We start from the raw sequence: 15,578 nt of genomic DNA, 5'->3' as shown, positions 1-15,578 counted from the left end.
AAGGGGGATGGCGTGAACCGTATCGCGAATGCGCTCGCTCTGTTGCTGGCCTTGCCGGCCTGTTCCGCCTTCGCCCAAGAAACCGGCGTTCTCAAGGGCGAGGCTGCCTTTGGCGGCTGGCGCGACGACCGGCCGGGCGTGCGCCGCCTGTTTGCGCCACAGGATTTGCCGAAGCCATTCGCGACCGAATCCGCCGGCAATGGCGCGGAGGAGGTGGAACGACCTGAAAATGCCAAGCCGACCCTGCCGCCGGGTTTTTCCGCCGAACTGGTCGCGTCCGGCCTGCGCAATCCGCGCGTGGTGCGCGTCGCTCCCAATGGCGACATTTTCGTCGCCGACAGCAGCACCAACCAGATCCGCACTTACCGCCTCGCGGCGACGGCAGGTCAGCCGGCACAATCGGAAATCTTCGCCAAGGGCCTGCGGGCGCCCTATGGCATCGCTTTCTACCCACCCGAAAAACCCGAATGGGTTTATGTCGCCAACACCGGTTCGGTCGTGCGCTTTCCCTACAAGCCGGGCGATCTTGAAGCCTCCGGGCCGCCGCAGGCCGTGATCAAGGACATCCCGACCGGCGGCCACTGGACCCGCGACATCGCCTTCTCGCCGGACGGCAAGGTGCTTTATCTCTCCGTCGGCTCCGCCTCCAATGTCGCCGAGGGCGACGCCAAGGCGCCGAAGGGCGGGCTGGAAGGCTGGACACGAACCCAGGTCTTGGGTGCCCCCTGGGGCGACGAGCAAGGCCGCGCCGCGGTCTTCGCCTTCGATGCCGACGGCAAGAACCGCCGCACAGTAGCCACCGGCCTGCGCAACTGTTCGGGGCTTGCTGTGCAACCGGCCACCGGCGAACCTTGGTGTGTCGTCAACGAACGCGACGCGCTGGGCGACAACCTGCCCTTCGAATATGCGACGTCGGTGAAGGAAGGCGCCTTCTATGGCTGGCCCTGGTATTACATCGGCGATCATCAGGATCCGCGCCATGCCGGCGCGCGGCCCGACCTTGCCGGCAAGGTGACTGTGCCGGACGTGCTCATCCAGCCGCATTCGGCGCCGCTCGGCATCGCCTTCTACGAAGGCGATCAGTTTCCGGCGGCATACAAGGGAGATGCCTTCGTCGCCCTGCACGGGTCATGGAACCGTGCCCTGCGCACCGGCTACAAGGTGGTGCGGCTCCTCTTCAAGGATGGCAAGCCGACCGGCGAGTACGAAGACTTCATGACCGGCTTCGTCATCTCCGACGACGCCGTCTGGGGCAGGCCCGTCGGCGTGGCCGTCGCGGGCGACGGCTCGCTGATCGTCACCGAGGATGCCAGCGGCACCATCTGGCGCGTCACCTATAACGGCCAGAAGTAAGCGCCTCGGGAAGGACGTCTACCGGGTATCAGCCGAATTTGCGCTGCGCGTCGAGCGCCAGGCCCAAGCCCACCGAGCCGAAGGCATCGCCCTGCACGACCTTGGCCTGCGGCACCAGCGCCAGGATGCTGCGCCGCGCCAGCGGGATGGCAGTCGAGCCGCCGGTTAGGAACACGGCGGTGATGTCTTCTGGGCGTATGCCGGCCTGCCTCAGTGTCTCGGCGACGGTGTCCGTCACCCGGCCTATCTCGGTGCGGATCGTCTGTTCCAGCCCTTGTTTTGTCAGGCTGGCGGTAAATGTCGCGCCGGGCAGGTCCACGTCGATGTTGGCCTGTTCGGCGTCGGTCAGCTCGATCTTGGCCTTTTCAACGCGGCCGGCGAGCGCATGGCCGAAACGATGCTCGACCACTTCGATCAGCCGGTCGACAAGGTCGGGCTGGGCTGCCTCGTAGCGGATCTGGCGCAGATCAAGCATCGCCTTCGGCGTATAGAGCAGGTTGATGCGCTGCCAGGTGGCGAGGTCGATGAAATAGCCGGCGGGCAGGTTGCGCTTGCCGTCCTTGGTCTGGGTCAAATAGCCGAGCTGCGGCATCACATGGGCGATGCTGAGCAGCCGGTCGAAATCCGTGCCGCCGATGTGAATGCCGCGATTGGCGAGGATGTCGTCCTTGCGGTCGTTGGCGGTGGCGCGCTCTGGTGACACGCGCACGATGGAAAAGTCCGAGGTGCCGCCGCCCATGTCGACGATCAGCGCCAGTTCTTCGCGGCTGACCGTATGTTCATAGTCAAGTGCTGCCGCAATCGGCTCGAACTGGAAGTCGATATGCTTGAAGCCCTGCTTGCGCGCCGCCTTTTCCAACTCGCTTTGCGCGGCCGCGTCGGCGGTATCGTCCTCGTCGACGAAGCGCACTGGCCGCCCCAGCACCACGTTTTCCACGGCCTGGTCGTTGTGGTTGTCCAACTGCGTTTTCAGATGGGCAATGAACATGCCGATGATGTCGGTGAAGGCGATGGAGCGCGCCTTGATGCGCGTCTTCTCATGCACCAGCGAGGATCCCAGCACGCTTTTCAGCGCCCGCATCAGCCGTCCCTCGACGCCGTCGGTATAGTTGCCGATGGCATTGCGGCCGAACAGCGCACCGCCATCCTCGAAATTGAAGAAGATCGCCGACGGCAGCGTCGCGCTGCCGCTTTCGAGCGCCACCAGCCGCGGGCGGCCGTTCTCGATCACGCCGACGGTGGAATTGGAAGTGCCGAAGTCTATGCCGCCGAAAGCCGGTCGCATCGTCTCGTCCTGAATGTTGAGCGTGAAAGGGCGCGGTCCTGTCGGGCAGGGTCGCGGCGGGACCGTGCGCCTACAGGACCGGGCGGCGAATGTCGATGGCTTTCCTGCCATCTTCCCTGAAAATTGACCGGCTGGACCAGCATCCGCGCATTTTCAGCAGCGGCCGGTTCGTGCGATAGAAGCGGTCGCCAATCGCTGCCGAGGCTCGACCATGACCCTTGCCGGATTTCTTGCCTATTCCGCCGCGCTCGCCGTGGCCGCCGCCATTCCCGGCCCAGGCGTAACCGCCTTGGTGGCGCGGGCGCTGGGCTCCGGCTTTCGTTCGTCGCTGGCCATGTCGCTTGGTCTCGTGCTCGGCGATCTCACCTATCTGACCGCCGTGGTGCTGGGCCTGGCACTGGTGGCGCAGAGCTTCGGCATGGTGTTCCTGGTCATCAAATGGCTCGGCGTGCTCTATCTCGCCTATCTCGGCTGGTGTTTCTGGACCGCTGGCATCACCCCGGAGACCATTGAAGCCAGGCGTGGCCGGGACGGGTTCCTGCCCTCCGTGCTGGCCGGTCTCACCGTCACGCTGGGCAATCCGAAGACGATGATCTTCTACCTCGCCATCACGCCGACCATCGTCGACCTGAAGTCGCTGACCTTCGCCGATTACGGCATCCTCGCCGCCATCACCGCATGTGTGCTTCTGGTGGTCCTCGTGCCCTACCTGGCGCTCGCCGCCAAGGCGCGCTGGTTCCTGCGCTCGCCGCGCGCGCTCAAGGTGTTGAACCGTACAGCCGCCGGCTTCATGGTTGGCGCCGCGGCAGCGATCGCCGCCCGTCCATAAGGGTGTTTCGGCAAAATCGAACCTGAAACAGCGTTTTCCAAGAAAAATTCTTCCGAAGCGATGCGGTTTTCAGTACGCCGCCCACTCGGATATTTTCCGGTGGCGGCCTATCTTCCTGTGTTGAAAAACCGCATAAGCCAGCCTCGTCTCAGGGAGCAAAACCAATGAACAAACCTGTCTCCTCATCCCGCGTCCCCGGTCGCGGCCGCGTCTACAACTCCATCACCGAGACGATCGGCGACACGCCGCTGGTGCGGCTCGACAAGTTCGCGAAGGAAAAGGGCATTGTCGCCAACCTGATCGCCAAGCTGGAATTCTTCAACCCGATCGCCTCGGTCAAGGACCGCATCGGCGTCGCTATGATCGAAACCCTCGAAAAGGCCGGCAAGATCACGCCGGGCAAGACCACGCTGATCGAGCCGACCTCGGGCAACACCGGCATCGCGCTGGCTTTCGCCGCGGCCGCCAAGGGCTACAAGCTCATCCTCACCATGCCGGAGACCATGTCGGTGGAGCGCCGCAAGATGCTGGCGCTGCTCGGCGCCGAGTTGGTGCTGACCGAGGGGCCGAAAGGCATGAAGGGCGCAATCGCCAAGGCCGACGAGCTCGCCGCCTCGCTGCCGGACGCCGTCATTCCGCAGCAATTCGAGAACCCGGCCAATCCCGAAATCCATCGCCAGACCACGGCCGAGGAGATCTGGAACGACACCCATGGCGAAATCGACATCTTCGTTGCCGGCATCGGCACCGGCGGCACCATCACCGGCGTCGGCCAGGTGATCAAGCAGCGCAAGCCTTCGCTACATGTCGTGGCGGTCGAGCCGGATGCCTCGCCGGTGCTGTCGGGCGGCCAGCCCGGCCCGCACAAGATCCAGGGCATCGGCGCGGGCTTTGCCCCAAAAATCCTCGACACCACCGTCTATGACGAGATCGTCAAGGTTTCGAACGAGGATTCCATTGCCAACGCCCGGCTTGTCGCCCGCCTCGAAGGCGTGCCGGTTGGCATCTCCTCGGGTGCCGCGCTGCAGGCCGCGATCGTCGTCGGCTCGCGCCCCGAGAACAAGGGCAAGAACCTCGTCGTCATCATCCCGTCCTTCGCCGAGCGTTATCTGTCGACCGTACTGTTCGAAGGGCTCGGAGCCTGAGGTTCTCCTCCAACTGACTGGAAGGGTTGGAGAAATTCTCCTTCCCGGTACGCTGGCATGATCGTTTTCCTCCCTTTTTGGGGAGGAGGCGGTCGTACTGGACCTCTCGAAAAAACCCGTGGCGCGGCTTGAGCGCGCCACGGCTTCCGGTGCACATCTCTCCCGTCCGGTTTGAGTCCGGATTGGGAGGATCAGATGTACAAACTCTATACCCGCGCCGGCTCCGGCGGTTTCGTCATCGAGGCGGCGCTGAAGATCGCCGGCGTGCCGTTCGAGCAGATCGAAGTGCCGAAGCGCGCCGATCCCGATCCGGAATTCCTGAAGATCAGCCCGATGAACCAGGTGCCGGTGCTGGTGCTGCCGGACGGTCACGCCGTGCCGGAAACGGCGGCGATCTGCATTCTTCTGGGCGAATTGCACCCCAATGCCGGGCTCGGGCCGGTGGCGGGAGAGCCGGGCAGGGCGGACTTCCTGCGTTGGCTGGCCTTCATGACATCCTCCGTCTACATGGCCAATCTGCGCTATTATTACCCGCATCGCTCGACCACCGATACGGCCGGCATCGAGGCGGTCAAGCAAGCCGCGATCATCGAAATGGATAAGGAAATCAGCGTCCTGGACCGTGCTTTGGCCGGCCGCGACTGGCTGGTTGGCGACAGCCGCACCATTGCCGACATCTATATGCTGATGCTGGTGTGCTGGTATCCGGGCCTCGACAAGCTTCCGACCTGGCCGAATGTCCAGCGGGTCTGCGCCCGCTTGCGCGCCGATCCGATGCTTGCCGCCCTTAACGATCCGCACGAGATGTGGGCGGCCTGAGGCGCGGAAATCGGGGCGGATGTGAATAACTCGGCCCCGGAGCGCCTGGAGTCAAAAAATATCGGCAAGTGGAACCAAGGGCTTGCGGGAGTTCCCGCGGCACGCGGCGCCAAACGAATTCACCCAGGGCAATTTCCGCGCAAAATGCGTCCATTCCGGTTGCATCGCGGCGGTTTTCTTCGGCTTTTCGTCAATTGACCAGCGCGGCCTGCTTTGCCGTGAGGAACCGCCGCACGGACTCGTCGCGCTCCAGCCCGATCGCCCGTTCATAAGCCTGCCTTGCCTCGTCGGCGCGGCCGAGGTCGCGCAGCAGACCGGCTCGTGCCGCCCAGTAAGGCTGATAGTCGTCAATGCGGCGATCGTCGCCGATGGCGTCCAGCGCCGAAAGCCCGGCGGCTGCCCCTTGCGTCTCGGCGATCGCCACGGCGCGGTTGATCGCCACCACGGGCGAGCCGGCGACCAGCGCCAGCGCGTCGTAGAAACTGCACAGCGCCTGCCAGTCGGTGGCGCCGGTGAAGCGCCGCGCCGCATGCACCGACTGGATCGCCGCTTCGATCTGGTAGCGGCCGAGTTCGCGCGAATGGCCGGCTTGCCTCAAAAGCGCGTCCGCCTCTCCCATCAGCTTGGTGTCCCAGCTGCCCATGTCCTGCTCGCTGAGCGGCACGAAGTCGCCGCTGGCGTCGCGGCGGGCGCCGCGCCGTGCTTCGGCGTAGAGCATGAGCGCCAGCAGCGCCAGCGCCTCCGGCTCATCCGGCATCAGCCCGGCGACAAGCCGGCCGAGCCAGATCGCCTCGGTCGCCAGGTTGCGGCGCCGTGTCTCGGTGCCGGCCGGGTCGGTCCAGCCTTCGGCAAAGGCGGCATAGATCGCCTCCAGCACCGCTGAAAGCCGCTCGGGGAATTCCGCCCGTTCCGGAATGCGGAAGGGAATGCCGGCCTCCCGGATACGCGCCTTGGCCCGCACCAGCCGCTGGCTCATCGTCGCCGGCGAGACCAGGAAGGCGGAGGCGATGGTGGCGGCATCGAGGCCGAGAACGGTCTGCAGGATGAGCGGTGCGCGCACGCCGGGCTCGATGGCCGGATGTGCGCAGGCGAAGATCAGGCCGAGACGGTCGTCCGGCAGTTTTTCGCGCACGGCCTCCTCCTCCATCTCCTCGCTGATCAGCTTCAGGTGGGGTTGCGCCGCCTCGTTGGTCTGGCGGCGGCGGTGCTGGTCGGTGGCTCGACGGCGCGCCACGGTGAGCAGCCAGGCCTCGGGATGCGCCGGCACGCCGGAAACCGGCCATGTCGCCAGGGCTTTGGCGAAGGCGTCGGCCAGCGCGTCCTCGGCGCCGGCGACGTCGCGCGAGCGGGCCGAGAGGAAGGCTACCAGCTTGCCATAGCTGTGGCGGGCGGCCGTTTCCGCCGCCGCCCGCGCCAGGGCTGCCTTGTCCGTCATCGGCGGCGTACGGTCAGTGCGTCGGCCAGATCGGCCGCACCTCGACCGTGCCATGGCTGGCGGCGGGGCAGCGCGCCGCCCAGGCAAGGGCCGCGTCGAGGTCCGGCGCCTCGATCAGGTAGAAGCCGCCGAGCTGTTCCTTGGTGACGGCGAAGGGGCCGTCGAGCACTTCGGTCTTGCCGTCGCGGATACGGACCGTGGTCGAGGCATGCGAGGGCTGCAGCCTTTCGCCCGCCACCATGGCGCCGGCCTTGGCCAGTGCCGCGTTGTAGGCCTGGTAGGGCTCGGTCATCAGCCCGACCATCTCGGGCGTCATCTTGGCGAAAGCCGTTTCGTCGGCATGGATGAGAAGGATGTATTGCATCGGAAATCTCCCGCTTTTTCAAAGGCCGCATCGTTGCCAGCCGAACGAATGTCGCGCGAGCTTGCCCGATTTCGACAGTGGTTGGAAAATTTTCTTCGATGGCGGTCGAAAAAAGCAGAACCGCCGGCGCGGGAGGACGCCGGCGGTTCAATTCATGCGGAAATCGACGCGGCTCGAGCCGGCGCCGGCGTGCCTCAGAGGCGCGCGGCAACCGCCGGGCGCTGCGGCCGGTAGGTGGTCGTGCGATGATCACCAGCGGGGCGGGCAACCCGGCTGTCGTGGCGGCTCTCGAGCGTCATCAATGGGCGCTCACGCCGAGCGTATGGGCGCGGCGGGCGCAGGCCGGGCCCGGGCCGCGCATGTAATGACGCTCCGGCCGGTAGGTCGGTGCGATGAATTCGCGGATGGCGGCGGCGTAGCCCTTGAACTGGCTCCAGATGGTCATTTCTCTATTCCCTGTCTCGATTTTCGGATGCCCGGTCCGAATTGGATGCATCCTAACGAGAAGGCGTGAATAGTCGGTGAACGGGATGTTAATCTTCGGGCAAAACCTTTCCCGATCGTGGCCGGAAAGTGGCGGATTAGCGGTGTTTTGGTGCTTTTTGACGCCTTGCTGGGTGGTGTTGTTTTCGCGCCACACCGGCTTTCGTTTGGGACTCGAAAAAGCGCGGTTCGGGTTCGGAGTGAGAGCGCGCTTTTTTGGCGTGGAGAGGCTGGTGGGGTCTTGCCCGGGGGGAGGCAGAGCGGTTCTAAATGAGCTTCCGATCTTGCCGCCGCGCACGCCTTGCGCACCGCCGAAACGTATCGGGCCTGACCTGAGAGGATGCGCAATGGACATGTGGCGGTTTATCGATTGCATCAATCCGGCGGGCGAACGCCCGGCGCGGCCGGAGGATCTGCAGCGGTTCGAGGAGACGACGGGCATCTATCTTCCCGACGACTACTGCGCCTTCCTCCTGGCATGCGCCGGCGGCATCTGCCGCCAGACAGTGTCGTTCGATTTTTCGAACGGCGTCTGGGCCGGTTACGTGCAGGATGTCGGCGGTTTGCAGAAGGACCCGGTTTATTCCCTGCTGCACAACTGGAAATCTCCACCCTGGCCGCTCCACAAGGATCTGTTGTGGATCATGAACGACCATGGCGGCAACCCGATCTGCTTCAGGCTCGACGAGGGCAATGAAGGCAAGCTCTGCTTTGTCGATCACGAGCTTGCACCCGAGAACAACGAGTGGACCCTGGAAGAAGCCTCCGCCGACGATTGGGGTTATGTCCTGCCCCTGGCCTCGTCCTTTACCGCCTTTGTGAGCAACCTTCGGCGCAAGTGAGCGTCGTCGTCAGGTAGCGCTCAATCCAAAAACGCCTTCTCGAAGGCCACACGGCCTTTTGGCGAGAAGGTGACGACGCGGCTGTCCTTTTCGCGCCGCGCCCATTTCTCGGCGAGGATCTTGTCGAGGATGGCGGCGCCCAGCCGTCCGGCCAGATGCGAGCGGCGCACGCTCCAGTCGAGACAGTCGCGGCAGACCGGCCGGCGCGAAGGGCCGGGATCGCCAACGTCGATGCCGACGGCGGCGAAATGCGCGGCACCCTTCGGGCCAAGCCCGATCGCCCCGCCGTCCCGCACCAGTATGTCGCGGGCAAGGAAGCCGTCCAGCATCTTGACGGCATGTTCGCCGGCCAGATGATCGTAGCAGACGCGCGCTTCGCGCATGGCGGGTTCACGGGGGCCGGGCCGGGCCCGTTTCGGGCCGGCGCCGGCGGCGACGCCCATGATCGCTTCCAGCATCGACGCCACCTGCGGTCCTGCGAGGCCGTAATAGCGGTGCCGGCCCTGGGCCGCGACGGTGAGCAGCCCGCCCTCGATCAGCTTGGCGAGGTGCGACGAGGCGGTCGCCAGGCCAACGCCGCCTTCCAGCGCCAGTTCGCTCGCCGTCAGCGCCGAACCAGTCATCAGCGCGGTCAGCATGTTGGCGCGTGCCGGGTCGCCGACCAGGCTGGCGACGCGGGCAATGTCCGGTCCGTCTTTCATAGTTCGATCTCCATCAAAGCATTATCGTCAGGATAAGCACTAATCTGAGGGCGGTTCAAGGAGACGGCAGCGCCGCCGATGCGGACTGCTGACACTCTAACGATCTTTGCCAGGCGATGTTTCGATCGCGCTCGAAGCATCGGCATCAACCCAAAAGGAGACGACCATGAGCATCACCTGCTTCACCCGCTACGAGATCGACCCGTTCAGGAAGGATGCGTTCGAGGAGTATGCACGCGCCTGGGGGCAGGCCATTCCACGCTGCGGCGCTGATCTGATCGGCTATTTTGCTCCGCATGAAGGTTCGGCCACCACCGCCTACGCGCTCTATACGGTCGAGAATCTCGCGGCCTATGAAGCCTATCGCGCCCGTCTCGCCAAGGACCCCGAGGGCAAGGCCAATTTCGAATTCGCCCGGCGCGAGCGGTTCATCCTCAAGGAAGACCGCATCTTCCTGAAACTGGCCTCAGTGCCGCATGCGCCGCTGGTGACGCCGTGATATCGGGCGACGTTTTCATGCTGGCCGGCGGTGCCGGCGAACCGCGATTGCTGGTCAGGCGTTTGGTCTCGGCAGGTCCGGCGGTCCTCTACGTCCATGGCGCGACGTTTCCCTCGGCGCTGTCGGTCGTCTACCGCTTCGAAGGCCATTCCTGGATGGACGACCTGCATCGGCGCGGCTTCGATGTGTGGGCCTTCGATTTTGCCGGCTATGGCGGTTCCGGCCGTCCGGTTTCGTTCTCGCGCTCGCCCGTTGGCCGCCCGCCCGGCGGTCGCGCGCCGGCGGCCTGCCGGCAGCTTGCCCGGGTCGTCGCACATGTGCTGGCCGCCACCGGCGGTTCGCGGGTTTCGTTGATCGCGCATTCGTGGGGCTCGCTCGTCGCCGGGCGCTACGCGGCGGCCAGGCCGGAGACGGTCGACCGCCTGGCGCTTTTCGGGCCGATCGCCCGGCGCGCGGCAACCGGCCACACGGTTGCGGATTTTCCGGGCTGGCGCGTGGTGTCGGTTGCCGACCAGCTGTCGCGTTTTGTCGAGGACGTGCCGGCGGGACATCCGCCTGTCCTGATCGAGCCGCAACTCGCATCCTGGGGGCCGGCCTATCTCGCCACCGATCCCCGCAGCGGGTCGCGCACACCGCCCGCCGTCCAGATTCCGTCCGGTCCGGTCGCCGACATCGCCGCCGCATGGGCCGGCCGCTTGCCTTACGACCCGTCGCGCATCGAAGCGCCGACGCTGATCGTGCGCGGTCAATGGGACAGCGTTTCCAACGATGCCGACGCCGCCTGGCTGATGGGGCGGCTGGGAAGCCGGATCAAGCTCGACCGCAAGCTTCCGAAAGGCACCCATCTGATGCATCTTGAAACCGGCCGCACGGCATTGTTCGAAACGGTCGGCCGTTTCCTTACAGGAGAAACGAACCCATGATCGCCGTCATTTTCGAAGTCACGCCGGCGGAGGGCAGGCGCGACGCCTATCTCGGCATCGCCGCCAATCTGCGTCCGCTTCTCGACGGGATCGACGGGTTCATCTCCATCGAGCGGTTCCAGAGCCTGTCCGATCCGGCACACGTCCTGTCGTTGTCGTTCTGGCGCGACGAGGAGGCGGTGAAACAATGGCGCAACATCGAGGACCACCGCCAGGCCCAGAAAGCAGGGCGCGGCGGTGTCTTTGCGGATTACCGCCTGCGCATCGCCCATGTGGTGCGGGACTACGGCATGTTCGAGCGCGCGGAGGCCCCGGCCGACAGCCGGGGCGTGCATGACGGCGCGGCGCTCTAGCGGCGGCGAAGCGCCGGCCGGTCAGGCATTGCCGATGAGCACGCCGGCGGCGAAGACCAGCGCGCCGCCGAGCACCACCTGGAAGGCGGCGCGCAGGAAAGGCGTTTCCATGTAGCGGTTCTGGATGAAGGCGATCGCCCACAATTCGAAGAACACCACGATCGCCGCCACCGTCGTCGCGGTCCAGAAATCGGTGATGAGATAGGGCAAAGCGTGGCCGAGGCCGCCCAGCGTCGTCATGATGCCGTTGGCGAGCCCCCGCTTCAGCGGCGAGCCGCGCCCCGACAATTTGCCGTCGTCATGCGCGGCCTCGGTGAAGCCCATCGAAATGCCGGCGCCGATCGAGGCCGAAAGACCGACCAGGAAGGTCTGCCAGGTGTCGTGCGTGGCGAAGGCGGCGGCGAAGATCGGCGCCAGCGTCGAGACCGAACCGTCCATCAGGCCGGCCAAACCCGGCTGCACATAGGTGAGGATGAACTGCCGCCGCTCGGTCGCCGCCTCCTGGTCGCGCACTTCGCCCGGCACATAGCGCTGTTCGAGCTTGTGGGCGAGGTTTTCGTGGCCCTGTTCGGCCGCTGCTAGGTCGCCGAGCAGCTTGCGGGTCGAGGCGTCGGAAGTGCGTTTGGCGGCCTCCAGATAGAAAAGCTGCGCCTGCCGCTCCATCTCCTCGGCCTGGTGACGCACCTTGTCGATGCCGAGCGGCCGTACCAGCCAGTCCGGCTTGCGCTCGTAATAGCCTTTCACATGCTCGCGCCGGATCAGCGGAATGCGTTCGCCGAAGCGTTTGCGGTGCAGTTCGATCAGCATGGCGCGGTGCTTGTCCTCTTCCGTCGCCATTTCATCGAACAGCCGCGCGGAGCTCGGGAAATCGGCTTCCAGCCCTTCGGCGTAGGAGCGGTAGATGCGCGCGTCGTCCTCTTCCGAGGAGATGGCGAGCGCCAGGATTTCCTGTTCCGAGAGCGAGGAAAAGGGGCGGCGGCCGAAACCGAAGACACGGGAAAGCATGATGGGATGTCTCTAGTTTAGAATTATTCTAAACTATGCAATCAATACGGTGCGGTCAACCGGCGCGACGCCTGCGCGGGGCGTGGCGTGCACAAAAATGTGAGTTGTCTTTTTATCGGCGAATGTTTGCCTATATCGAAGGGCAGCCCGCATCGGTGCAAACAAAGGCAGGAGCTTCTTCGCATGACGGCAGCCAAGCGCGAAAAATCCTTCGACCCCAAACCCGTTCTCGACCTCATCGTATCGATCGAGGCGGATTTGAAACGGCTGAAGGAGATGGTCGCGCTGAGGGTCGAGGCTTTCGACCCCGCCAATCCGCACAACAAGACGACGGATGGCAAGCTGACCAAGGAAGGCGTGGAATGCTGCTATCGCATGTTCGACAAGGGCGAGACGCGTTATTCCGTTTCGCAGCAGATGAAGATTTCCTTCGCCGCCGCCACCCATCGCTTCAGTTCCTGGCGCAAGGCCGGCGGCGCCAAGCGCAAGAAGGTGCTGCTGGGCTGAACAAGCTGGCGGCCGGCAAAAGGGCGCCAAGGGCGGCCGTACGGATCACCCGGTTGGATTGTCGATAGCATATGAAAAACGGGCGCCCTGGGGCGCCCGTTTTGTTTTCGAGGTCGTGCGACCTATTTTAGTTCAGCACCGGGCAGCGCGGGTCGCGGCGGGCGAACACCACGCTGGCGCGGTCGCCGCTGCGGGTGATGCCGCGCACTTCGATGGTGCGGCGGCCGACACCGACCACGCGCACACGGCGCAGGCCCATGCGCTCGGCCTTGTCGAGCGCGCGGTTGGGGCTGCATTCGGCGCGGCGGTATTCGCCGTCGTCACCGCGGTCGCGGTCGCTGCGCCACTCGTCGGGGCGGCGGCGCCGGCCGTTGTCGTCGTCGCTGCGCCATTCGTCGGAACGGCGGCGGTCGCCGCAATATTCGCGGTCGGGGTCGCAGCGGCGGTCGCGGGTGACGATCTTCGGACCGTCCGGCCCGATCTGGATGTTGAGCTCTTCGGCCGAGGCCGTGGCCAACGGCATGCTGGTCAGCGCCATGGTGAGGGCGATGGCGGACAGGGACAATATCTTGCGCATGGGAGGCCTCCTCTCTTCGCCGCCCAATGGTCAGGCGGCGTCTTCCGTTTCAAGTCAGATTTCGCTTACGGCAGAAACAATTGGTGAGCACCGCCGATGTCCCCGATGAGCCGTGAAGGCGAAGCATGCAAACATTGTCACGGTCACATCTTTTCAATGGCGCTCAGCCGCGCTTGGCGCACATGATGACGGCGAATGTGTGTTCGGGAAGCCTCTGATGACTGTCCAGCCCCCTGCAATCGCCGATGTCCGCGCCGCCGCCAGCCGCCTCGCCGGTTTGATCGTCGAGACGCCGCTGATCGAATCCAGCGTGCTCAACGAACGCTTTGGCGGCCGCATCCTGTTCAAGCCGGAAACGCTGCAGCGCACCGGTTCGTTCAAGTTTCGCGGCGCCTACAACAAGATTTCGTCCCTGTCGCAGGAAGAGCGTCGCCATGGTGTCGTCGCCTTTTCCTCCGGCAACCATGCGCAGGGCGTGGCTGCCGCCGCTGCCATCTTCGGGCTGAAGAGCGTCATCGCCATGCCGAGCGATGCGCCCGAAACCAAGGTCGCCAATGTGCGCCGGATGGGCGCCGAGGTGGTGCGTTTCGACCGTTTCCGCGACGACCGCATGGCGGTGGTGCGGCCCTGGATGGAGCGTGGCATGGCGCTGGTGCCGCCCTTCGACGATCCCGCCATCATCGCCGGCCAGGGCACGATCGGGCTGGAGTTGATGCGGCAGGCGGCGGCGCTCGGCGTCACCCTCGATGCCGTCGTCATGCCTTGCGGCGGCGGCGGCCTGTCGAGCGGCATTTCGCTGGCGGTGAAGGATGCTTCGCCCGGCACCGATGTCTGGGTGGCGGAGCCCGAACATTTCGATGATACACGCCTTTCGCTGGCCGCCGGCCGGCGTGTCGCCATCGAGCCCGGACACAACTCGATCTGCGACGCCATCCTCACTGCCGAACCCGGCATCGTCACCTTCGAGATCAACCGCCGGAACCTCGCCGGCTCCGTCGCCGTCTCGGACGCGGCGACAGCGGCGGCCATGCGCGACGCCATGGCGCACCTCAAGCTGGTGGTGGAACCGGGCGGCTGCGTCGGCCTCGCCGCGCTGTCGTCGGGCGAGATCGAGCTCGCCGGCAAATGCGTGGCGGTGGTGCTGTCTGGCGGCAATGTCGACTTTGGCACCTATGCGAAGATCTTGGCTGCCGCCTGATTTCTGGATCGGCAGACGGCGACGGACAGGAGGACTTTCCCGACTACCCGCTCAATCCAGCGTGCGGCGGAAGCGCACCAGCGCCAGGCCAGCGAACAGCACGACGAAGAAGGCCAGCCAGCCGACCTCGCCGGCGATGGCGGGAAAATCCGCGCCCTTCAGCATCACCGCGCGGATGATGCGCAGGAAATGGGTGAGCGGGAAGATTTCGCCGAAGCTTTGCGCCCAGTCCGGCATGCCGCGATAGGGGAACATGAAGCCTGACAACAGGATCGAAGGCAGGAAGAAGAAGAAGGTGAGCTGCAGCGCCTGCATCTGGGTGCGCGCCACGGTGGAGATGGTGTAGCCCAGCAGCACCAGCGCCAGCACGAACACCAGTATGGCGCCGAGCAGCAGCGGCAGCGAGCCGACGAAGGGCACCGAAAACAGCGATTTCGCGGTAAACAGCACCACAACCACCTGCACCGCGCCGACCGCCAGATAGGGCAGGATCTTGCCCAGCATGATCTCCAGCGGGTTGGCCGGCATGGCCAGCAGGTTCTCCATCGTGCCGCGCTCGGTTTCGCGCGTCAGTGCGATCGAGGTCATCATCACCATGGTCATCTGCAGGATGACGCCGAGCAGGCCGGGCACGATGTTGTATTGCGACACGCCTTCGGGATTGTAACGACGGTGCACCACCACCTGCAGCTGGCTGCTGGCGGTCTCGGCGGCGGCCGCCTGCATGCCTTGCGCCCTGAGCAGCGCCTGCGAGGCGACGGTGCCGAGCGTCGAGATGGCGCCGCTGGCCACCGCCGGGTCGGTGGCGTCGGCCTCGATCAGGATCTGCGGGCCGTCGCCGCGCTCGACGCGGCTGGCGAAATCGGCCGGGATCGTCACCACGAAGGAGACGGTGCCGCTCTCGATCAGGAATTCGGCTTCCTCGGCGCTTTGGGCGACATGGTCGAAACGGTAGTAGCCGGTGTTTTCCAGCGCCGACACCATGGCGCGCGTGTACTGGTCGTTGCTGGTCGCCACCAGCGCCGCCGGCAGCCGCTTGGGGTCGTTGTTGATGGCGTAGCCGAACAGCAGAAGCTGGACGAGCGGCACGCCCAGCATCATGGCGAAGGTGATGCGGTCGCGCCGCATCTGGATGAATTCCTTGATCAAAAGCGCGCCGAGCCTGGCGAAGGAGAACAGGGTCATGGCGCGCTCTCGATTAAGGTCGGAAGCTGTCGCCCGCGATCCCTTCTCCCCTTGTGGGAGAAGGTGGCCGAGCCG

The 15,578-nt window shown here is 65.3% G+C and carries 18 protein-coding genes; 10 read left to right on the top strand and 8 right to left on the bottom strand.

Annotated elements, in window-relative coordinates; genetic code table 11:
- Positions 1–12 precede the first annotated feature (12 nt).
- On the top strand, positions 13–1,353 hold the full coding sequence (locus tag AB4136_RS13800; RefSeq protein WP_024926494.1) for a PQQ-dependent sugar dehydrogenase: 1,341 nt from the start codon (positions 13–15) through the stop codon (positions 1,351–1,353).
- Positions 1,354–1,381: 28 nt separating this feature from the next.
- Here AB4136_RS13800 and AB4136_RS13795 read toward each other — a convergent pair whose 3' ends face one another.
- Positions 1,382–2,638 (bottom strand): Hsp70 family protein, encoded by a 1,257-nt coding sequence (locus AB4136_RS13795; RefSeq protein WP_024926495.1) that lies wholly within the window; start codon positions 2,636–2,638, stop codon positions 1,382–1,384.
- A 211-nt stretch (positions 2,639–2,849) separates the two neighbouring features.
- On the opposite strand from AB4136_RS13795, the gene AB4136_RS13790 reads away from it, so the two are divergent.
- The 3 genes from AB4136_RS13790 to AB4136_RS13780 all read left to right on the top strand — a co-directional run bounded on the left by AB4136_RS13790 (position 2,850) and on the right by AB4136_RS13780 (position 5,431).
- Positions 2,850–3,467 (top strand): LysE family translocator, encoded by a 618-nt coding sequence (locus AB4136_RS13790; RefSeq protein WP_024926496.1) that lies wholly within the window; start codon positions 2,850–2,852, stop codon positions 3,465–3,467.
- A gap of 164 nt (positions 3,468–3,631) precedes the next feature.
- Entirely contained in the window at positions 3,632–4,612 is a 981-nt protein-coding gene (cysK, locus tag AB4136_RS13785; protein WP_024926497.1) for a cysteine synthase A, read from the top strand.
- A 195-nt stretch (positions 4,613–4,807) separates the two neighbouring features.
- Entirely contained in the window at positions 4,808–5,431 is a 624-nt protein-coding gene (locus AB4136_RS13780; protein WP_137901160.1) for a glutathione S-transferase family protein, read from the top strand.
- Between the two features lie 190 nt (positions 5,432–5,621).
- Here the strand turns inward: AB4136_RS13780 and AB4136_RS13775 are convergent, their stop codons facing one another.
- The 3 genes from AB4136_RS13775 to AB4136_RS13765 form a co-directional block, all read right to left on the bottom strand.
- Positions 5,622–6,866 carry an RNA polymerase sigma factor gene (locus AB4136_RS13775; RefSeq protein ID WP_137901159.1) on the bottom strand — a complete coding sequence of 415 codons (1,245 nt, stop codon included), beginning with the start codon at positions 6,864–6,866 and terminating at the stop codon, positions 5,622–5,624.
- A gap of 13 nt (positions 6,867–6,879) precedes the next feature.
- A complete protein-coding gene (locus tag AB4136_RS13770; RefSeq protein ID WP_024926500.1) occupies positions 6,880–7,230 on the bottom strand; it encodes a YciI family protein in 351 nt (116 codons plus the stop codon).
- Between the two features lie 298 nt (positions 7,231–7,528).
- Complete coding sequence (locus tag AB4136_RS13765) at positions 7,529–7,675, bottom strand: hypothetical protein (RefSeq protein ID WP_137901158.1); 147 nt, start codon at positions 7,673–7,675, stop codon at positions 7,529–7,531.
- An 85-nt stretch (positions 7,676–7,760) separates the two neighbouring features.
- On the opposite strand from AB4136_RS13765, the gene AB4136_RS13760 reads away from it, so the two are divergent.
- Positions 7,761–8,555, top strand: a complete 795-nt coding sequence (locus tag AB4136_RS13760) for an SMI1/KNR4 family protein (protein WP_441931249.1) — start codon at positions 7,761–7,763, stop codon at positions 8,553–8,555.
- Between the two features lie 20 nt (positions 8,556–8,575).
- Here the strand turns inward: AB4136_RS13760 and AB4136_RS13755 are convergent, their stop codons facing one another.
- Complete coding sequence (locus AB4136_RS13755; RefSeq protein ID WP_137901156.1) at positions 8,576–9,256, bottom strand: winged helix-turn-helix domain-containing protein; 681 nt, start codon at positions 9,254–9,256, stop codon at positions 8,576–8,578.
- Positions 9,257–9,422: 166 nt separating this feature from the next.
- Between AB4136_RS13755 and AB4136_RS13750 the strand changes: the two genes are divergently transcribed.
- From AB4136_RS13750 to AB4136_RS13740, 3 genes are read left to right on the top strand one after another with little or no spacing between them, the layout of a single operon-like run.
- Positions 9,423–9,755, top strand: a complete 333-nt coding sequence (locus AB4136_RS13750) for an NIPSNAP family protein (RefSeq protein WP_024926503.1) — start codon at positions 9,423–9,425, stop codon at positions 9,753–9,755.
- On the top strand, positions 9,752–10,678 hold the full coding sequence (locus AB4136_RS13745) for an alpha/beta fold hydrolase (protein ID WP_137901155.1): 927 nt from the start codon (positions 9,752–9,754) through the stop codon (positions 10,676–10,678). Before AB4136_RS13750 ends, AB4136_RS13745 begins: the two co-directional genes overlap by 4 nt.
- Complete coding sequence (locus tag AB4136_RS13740; protein WP_137901154.1) at positions 10,675–11,031, top strand: antibiotic biosynthesis monooxygenase family protein; 357 nt, start codon at positions 10,675–10,677, stop codon at positions 11,029–11,031. The genes AB4136_RS13745 and AB4136_RS13740 overlap by 4 nt, the downstream gene beginning before the upstream one ends.
- Positions 11,032–11,052: 21 nt before the next feature.
- On the opposite strand, the gene mbfA is transcribed toward AB4136_RS13740, so the two are convergent.
- A complete protein-coding gene (gene mbfA / locus AB4136_RS13735; protein WP_024926506.1) occupies positions 11,053–12,036 on the bottom strand; it encodes an iron exporter MbfA in 984 nt (327 codons plus the stop codon).
- A gap of 183 nt (positions 12,037–12,219) precedes the next feature.
- On the opposite strand from mbfA, the gene AB4136_RS13730 reads away from it, so the two are divergent.
- Positions 12,220–12,543 (top strand): hypothetical protein, encoded by a 324-nt coding sequence (locus tag AB4136_RS13730; RefSeq protein WP_024926507.1) that lies wholly within the window; start codon positions 12,220–12,222, stop codon positions 12,541–12,543.
- A 127-nt stretch (positions 12,544–12,670) separates the two neighbouring features.
- Here AB4136_RS13730 and AB4136_RS13725 read toward each other — a convergent pair whose 3' ends face one another.
- Entirely contained in the window at positions 12,671–13,120 is a 450-nt protein-coding gene (locus tag AB4136_RS13725) for a hypothetical protein (protein ID WP_024926508.1), read from the bottom strand.
- 217 nt (positions 13,121–13,337) lie between these two features.
- Between AB4136_RS13725 and AB4136_RS13720 the strand changes: the two genes are divergently transcribed.
- Positions 13,338–14,318, top strand: coding sequence for a threonine ammonia-lyase (locus tag AB4136_RS13720; RefSeq protein WP_024926509.1), 981 nt, complete (start codon positions 13,338–13,340; stop codon positions 14,316–14,318).
- Between the two features lie 51 nt (positions 14,319–14,369).
- Here the strand turns inward: AB4136_RS13720 and AB4136_RS13715 are convergent, their stop codons facing one another.
- Positions 14,370–15,503 carry an ABC transporter permease gene (locus AB4136_RS13715; RefSeq protein WP_024926510.1) on the bottom strand — a complete coding sequence of 378 codons (1,134 nt, stop codon included), beginning with the start codon at positions 15,501–15,503 and terminating at the stop codon, positions 14,370–14,372.
- Positions 15,504–15,578: the final 75 nt, after the last annotated feature.

It is taken from the genome of Mesorhizobium sp. 2RAF21 (assembly GCF_052115345.1).
Classification (GTDB): domain Bacteria; phylum Pseudomonadota; class Alphaproteobacteria; order Rhizobiales; family Rhizobiaceae; genus Mesorhizobium; species Mesorhizobium terrae.
Note: the sequence above shows the minus strand (reverse complement) of the source record. Positions and strands in the feature narration are given on the sequence as shown.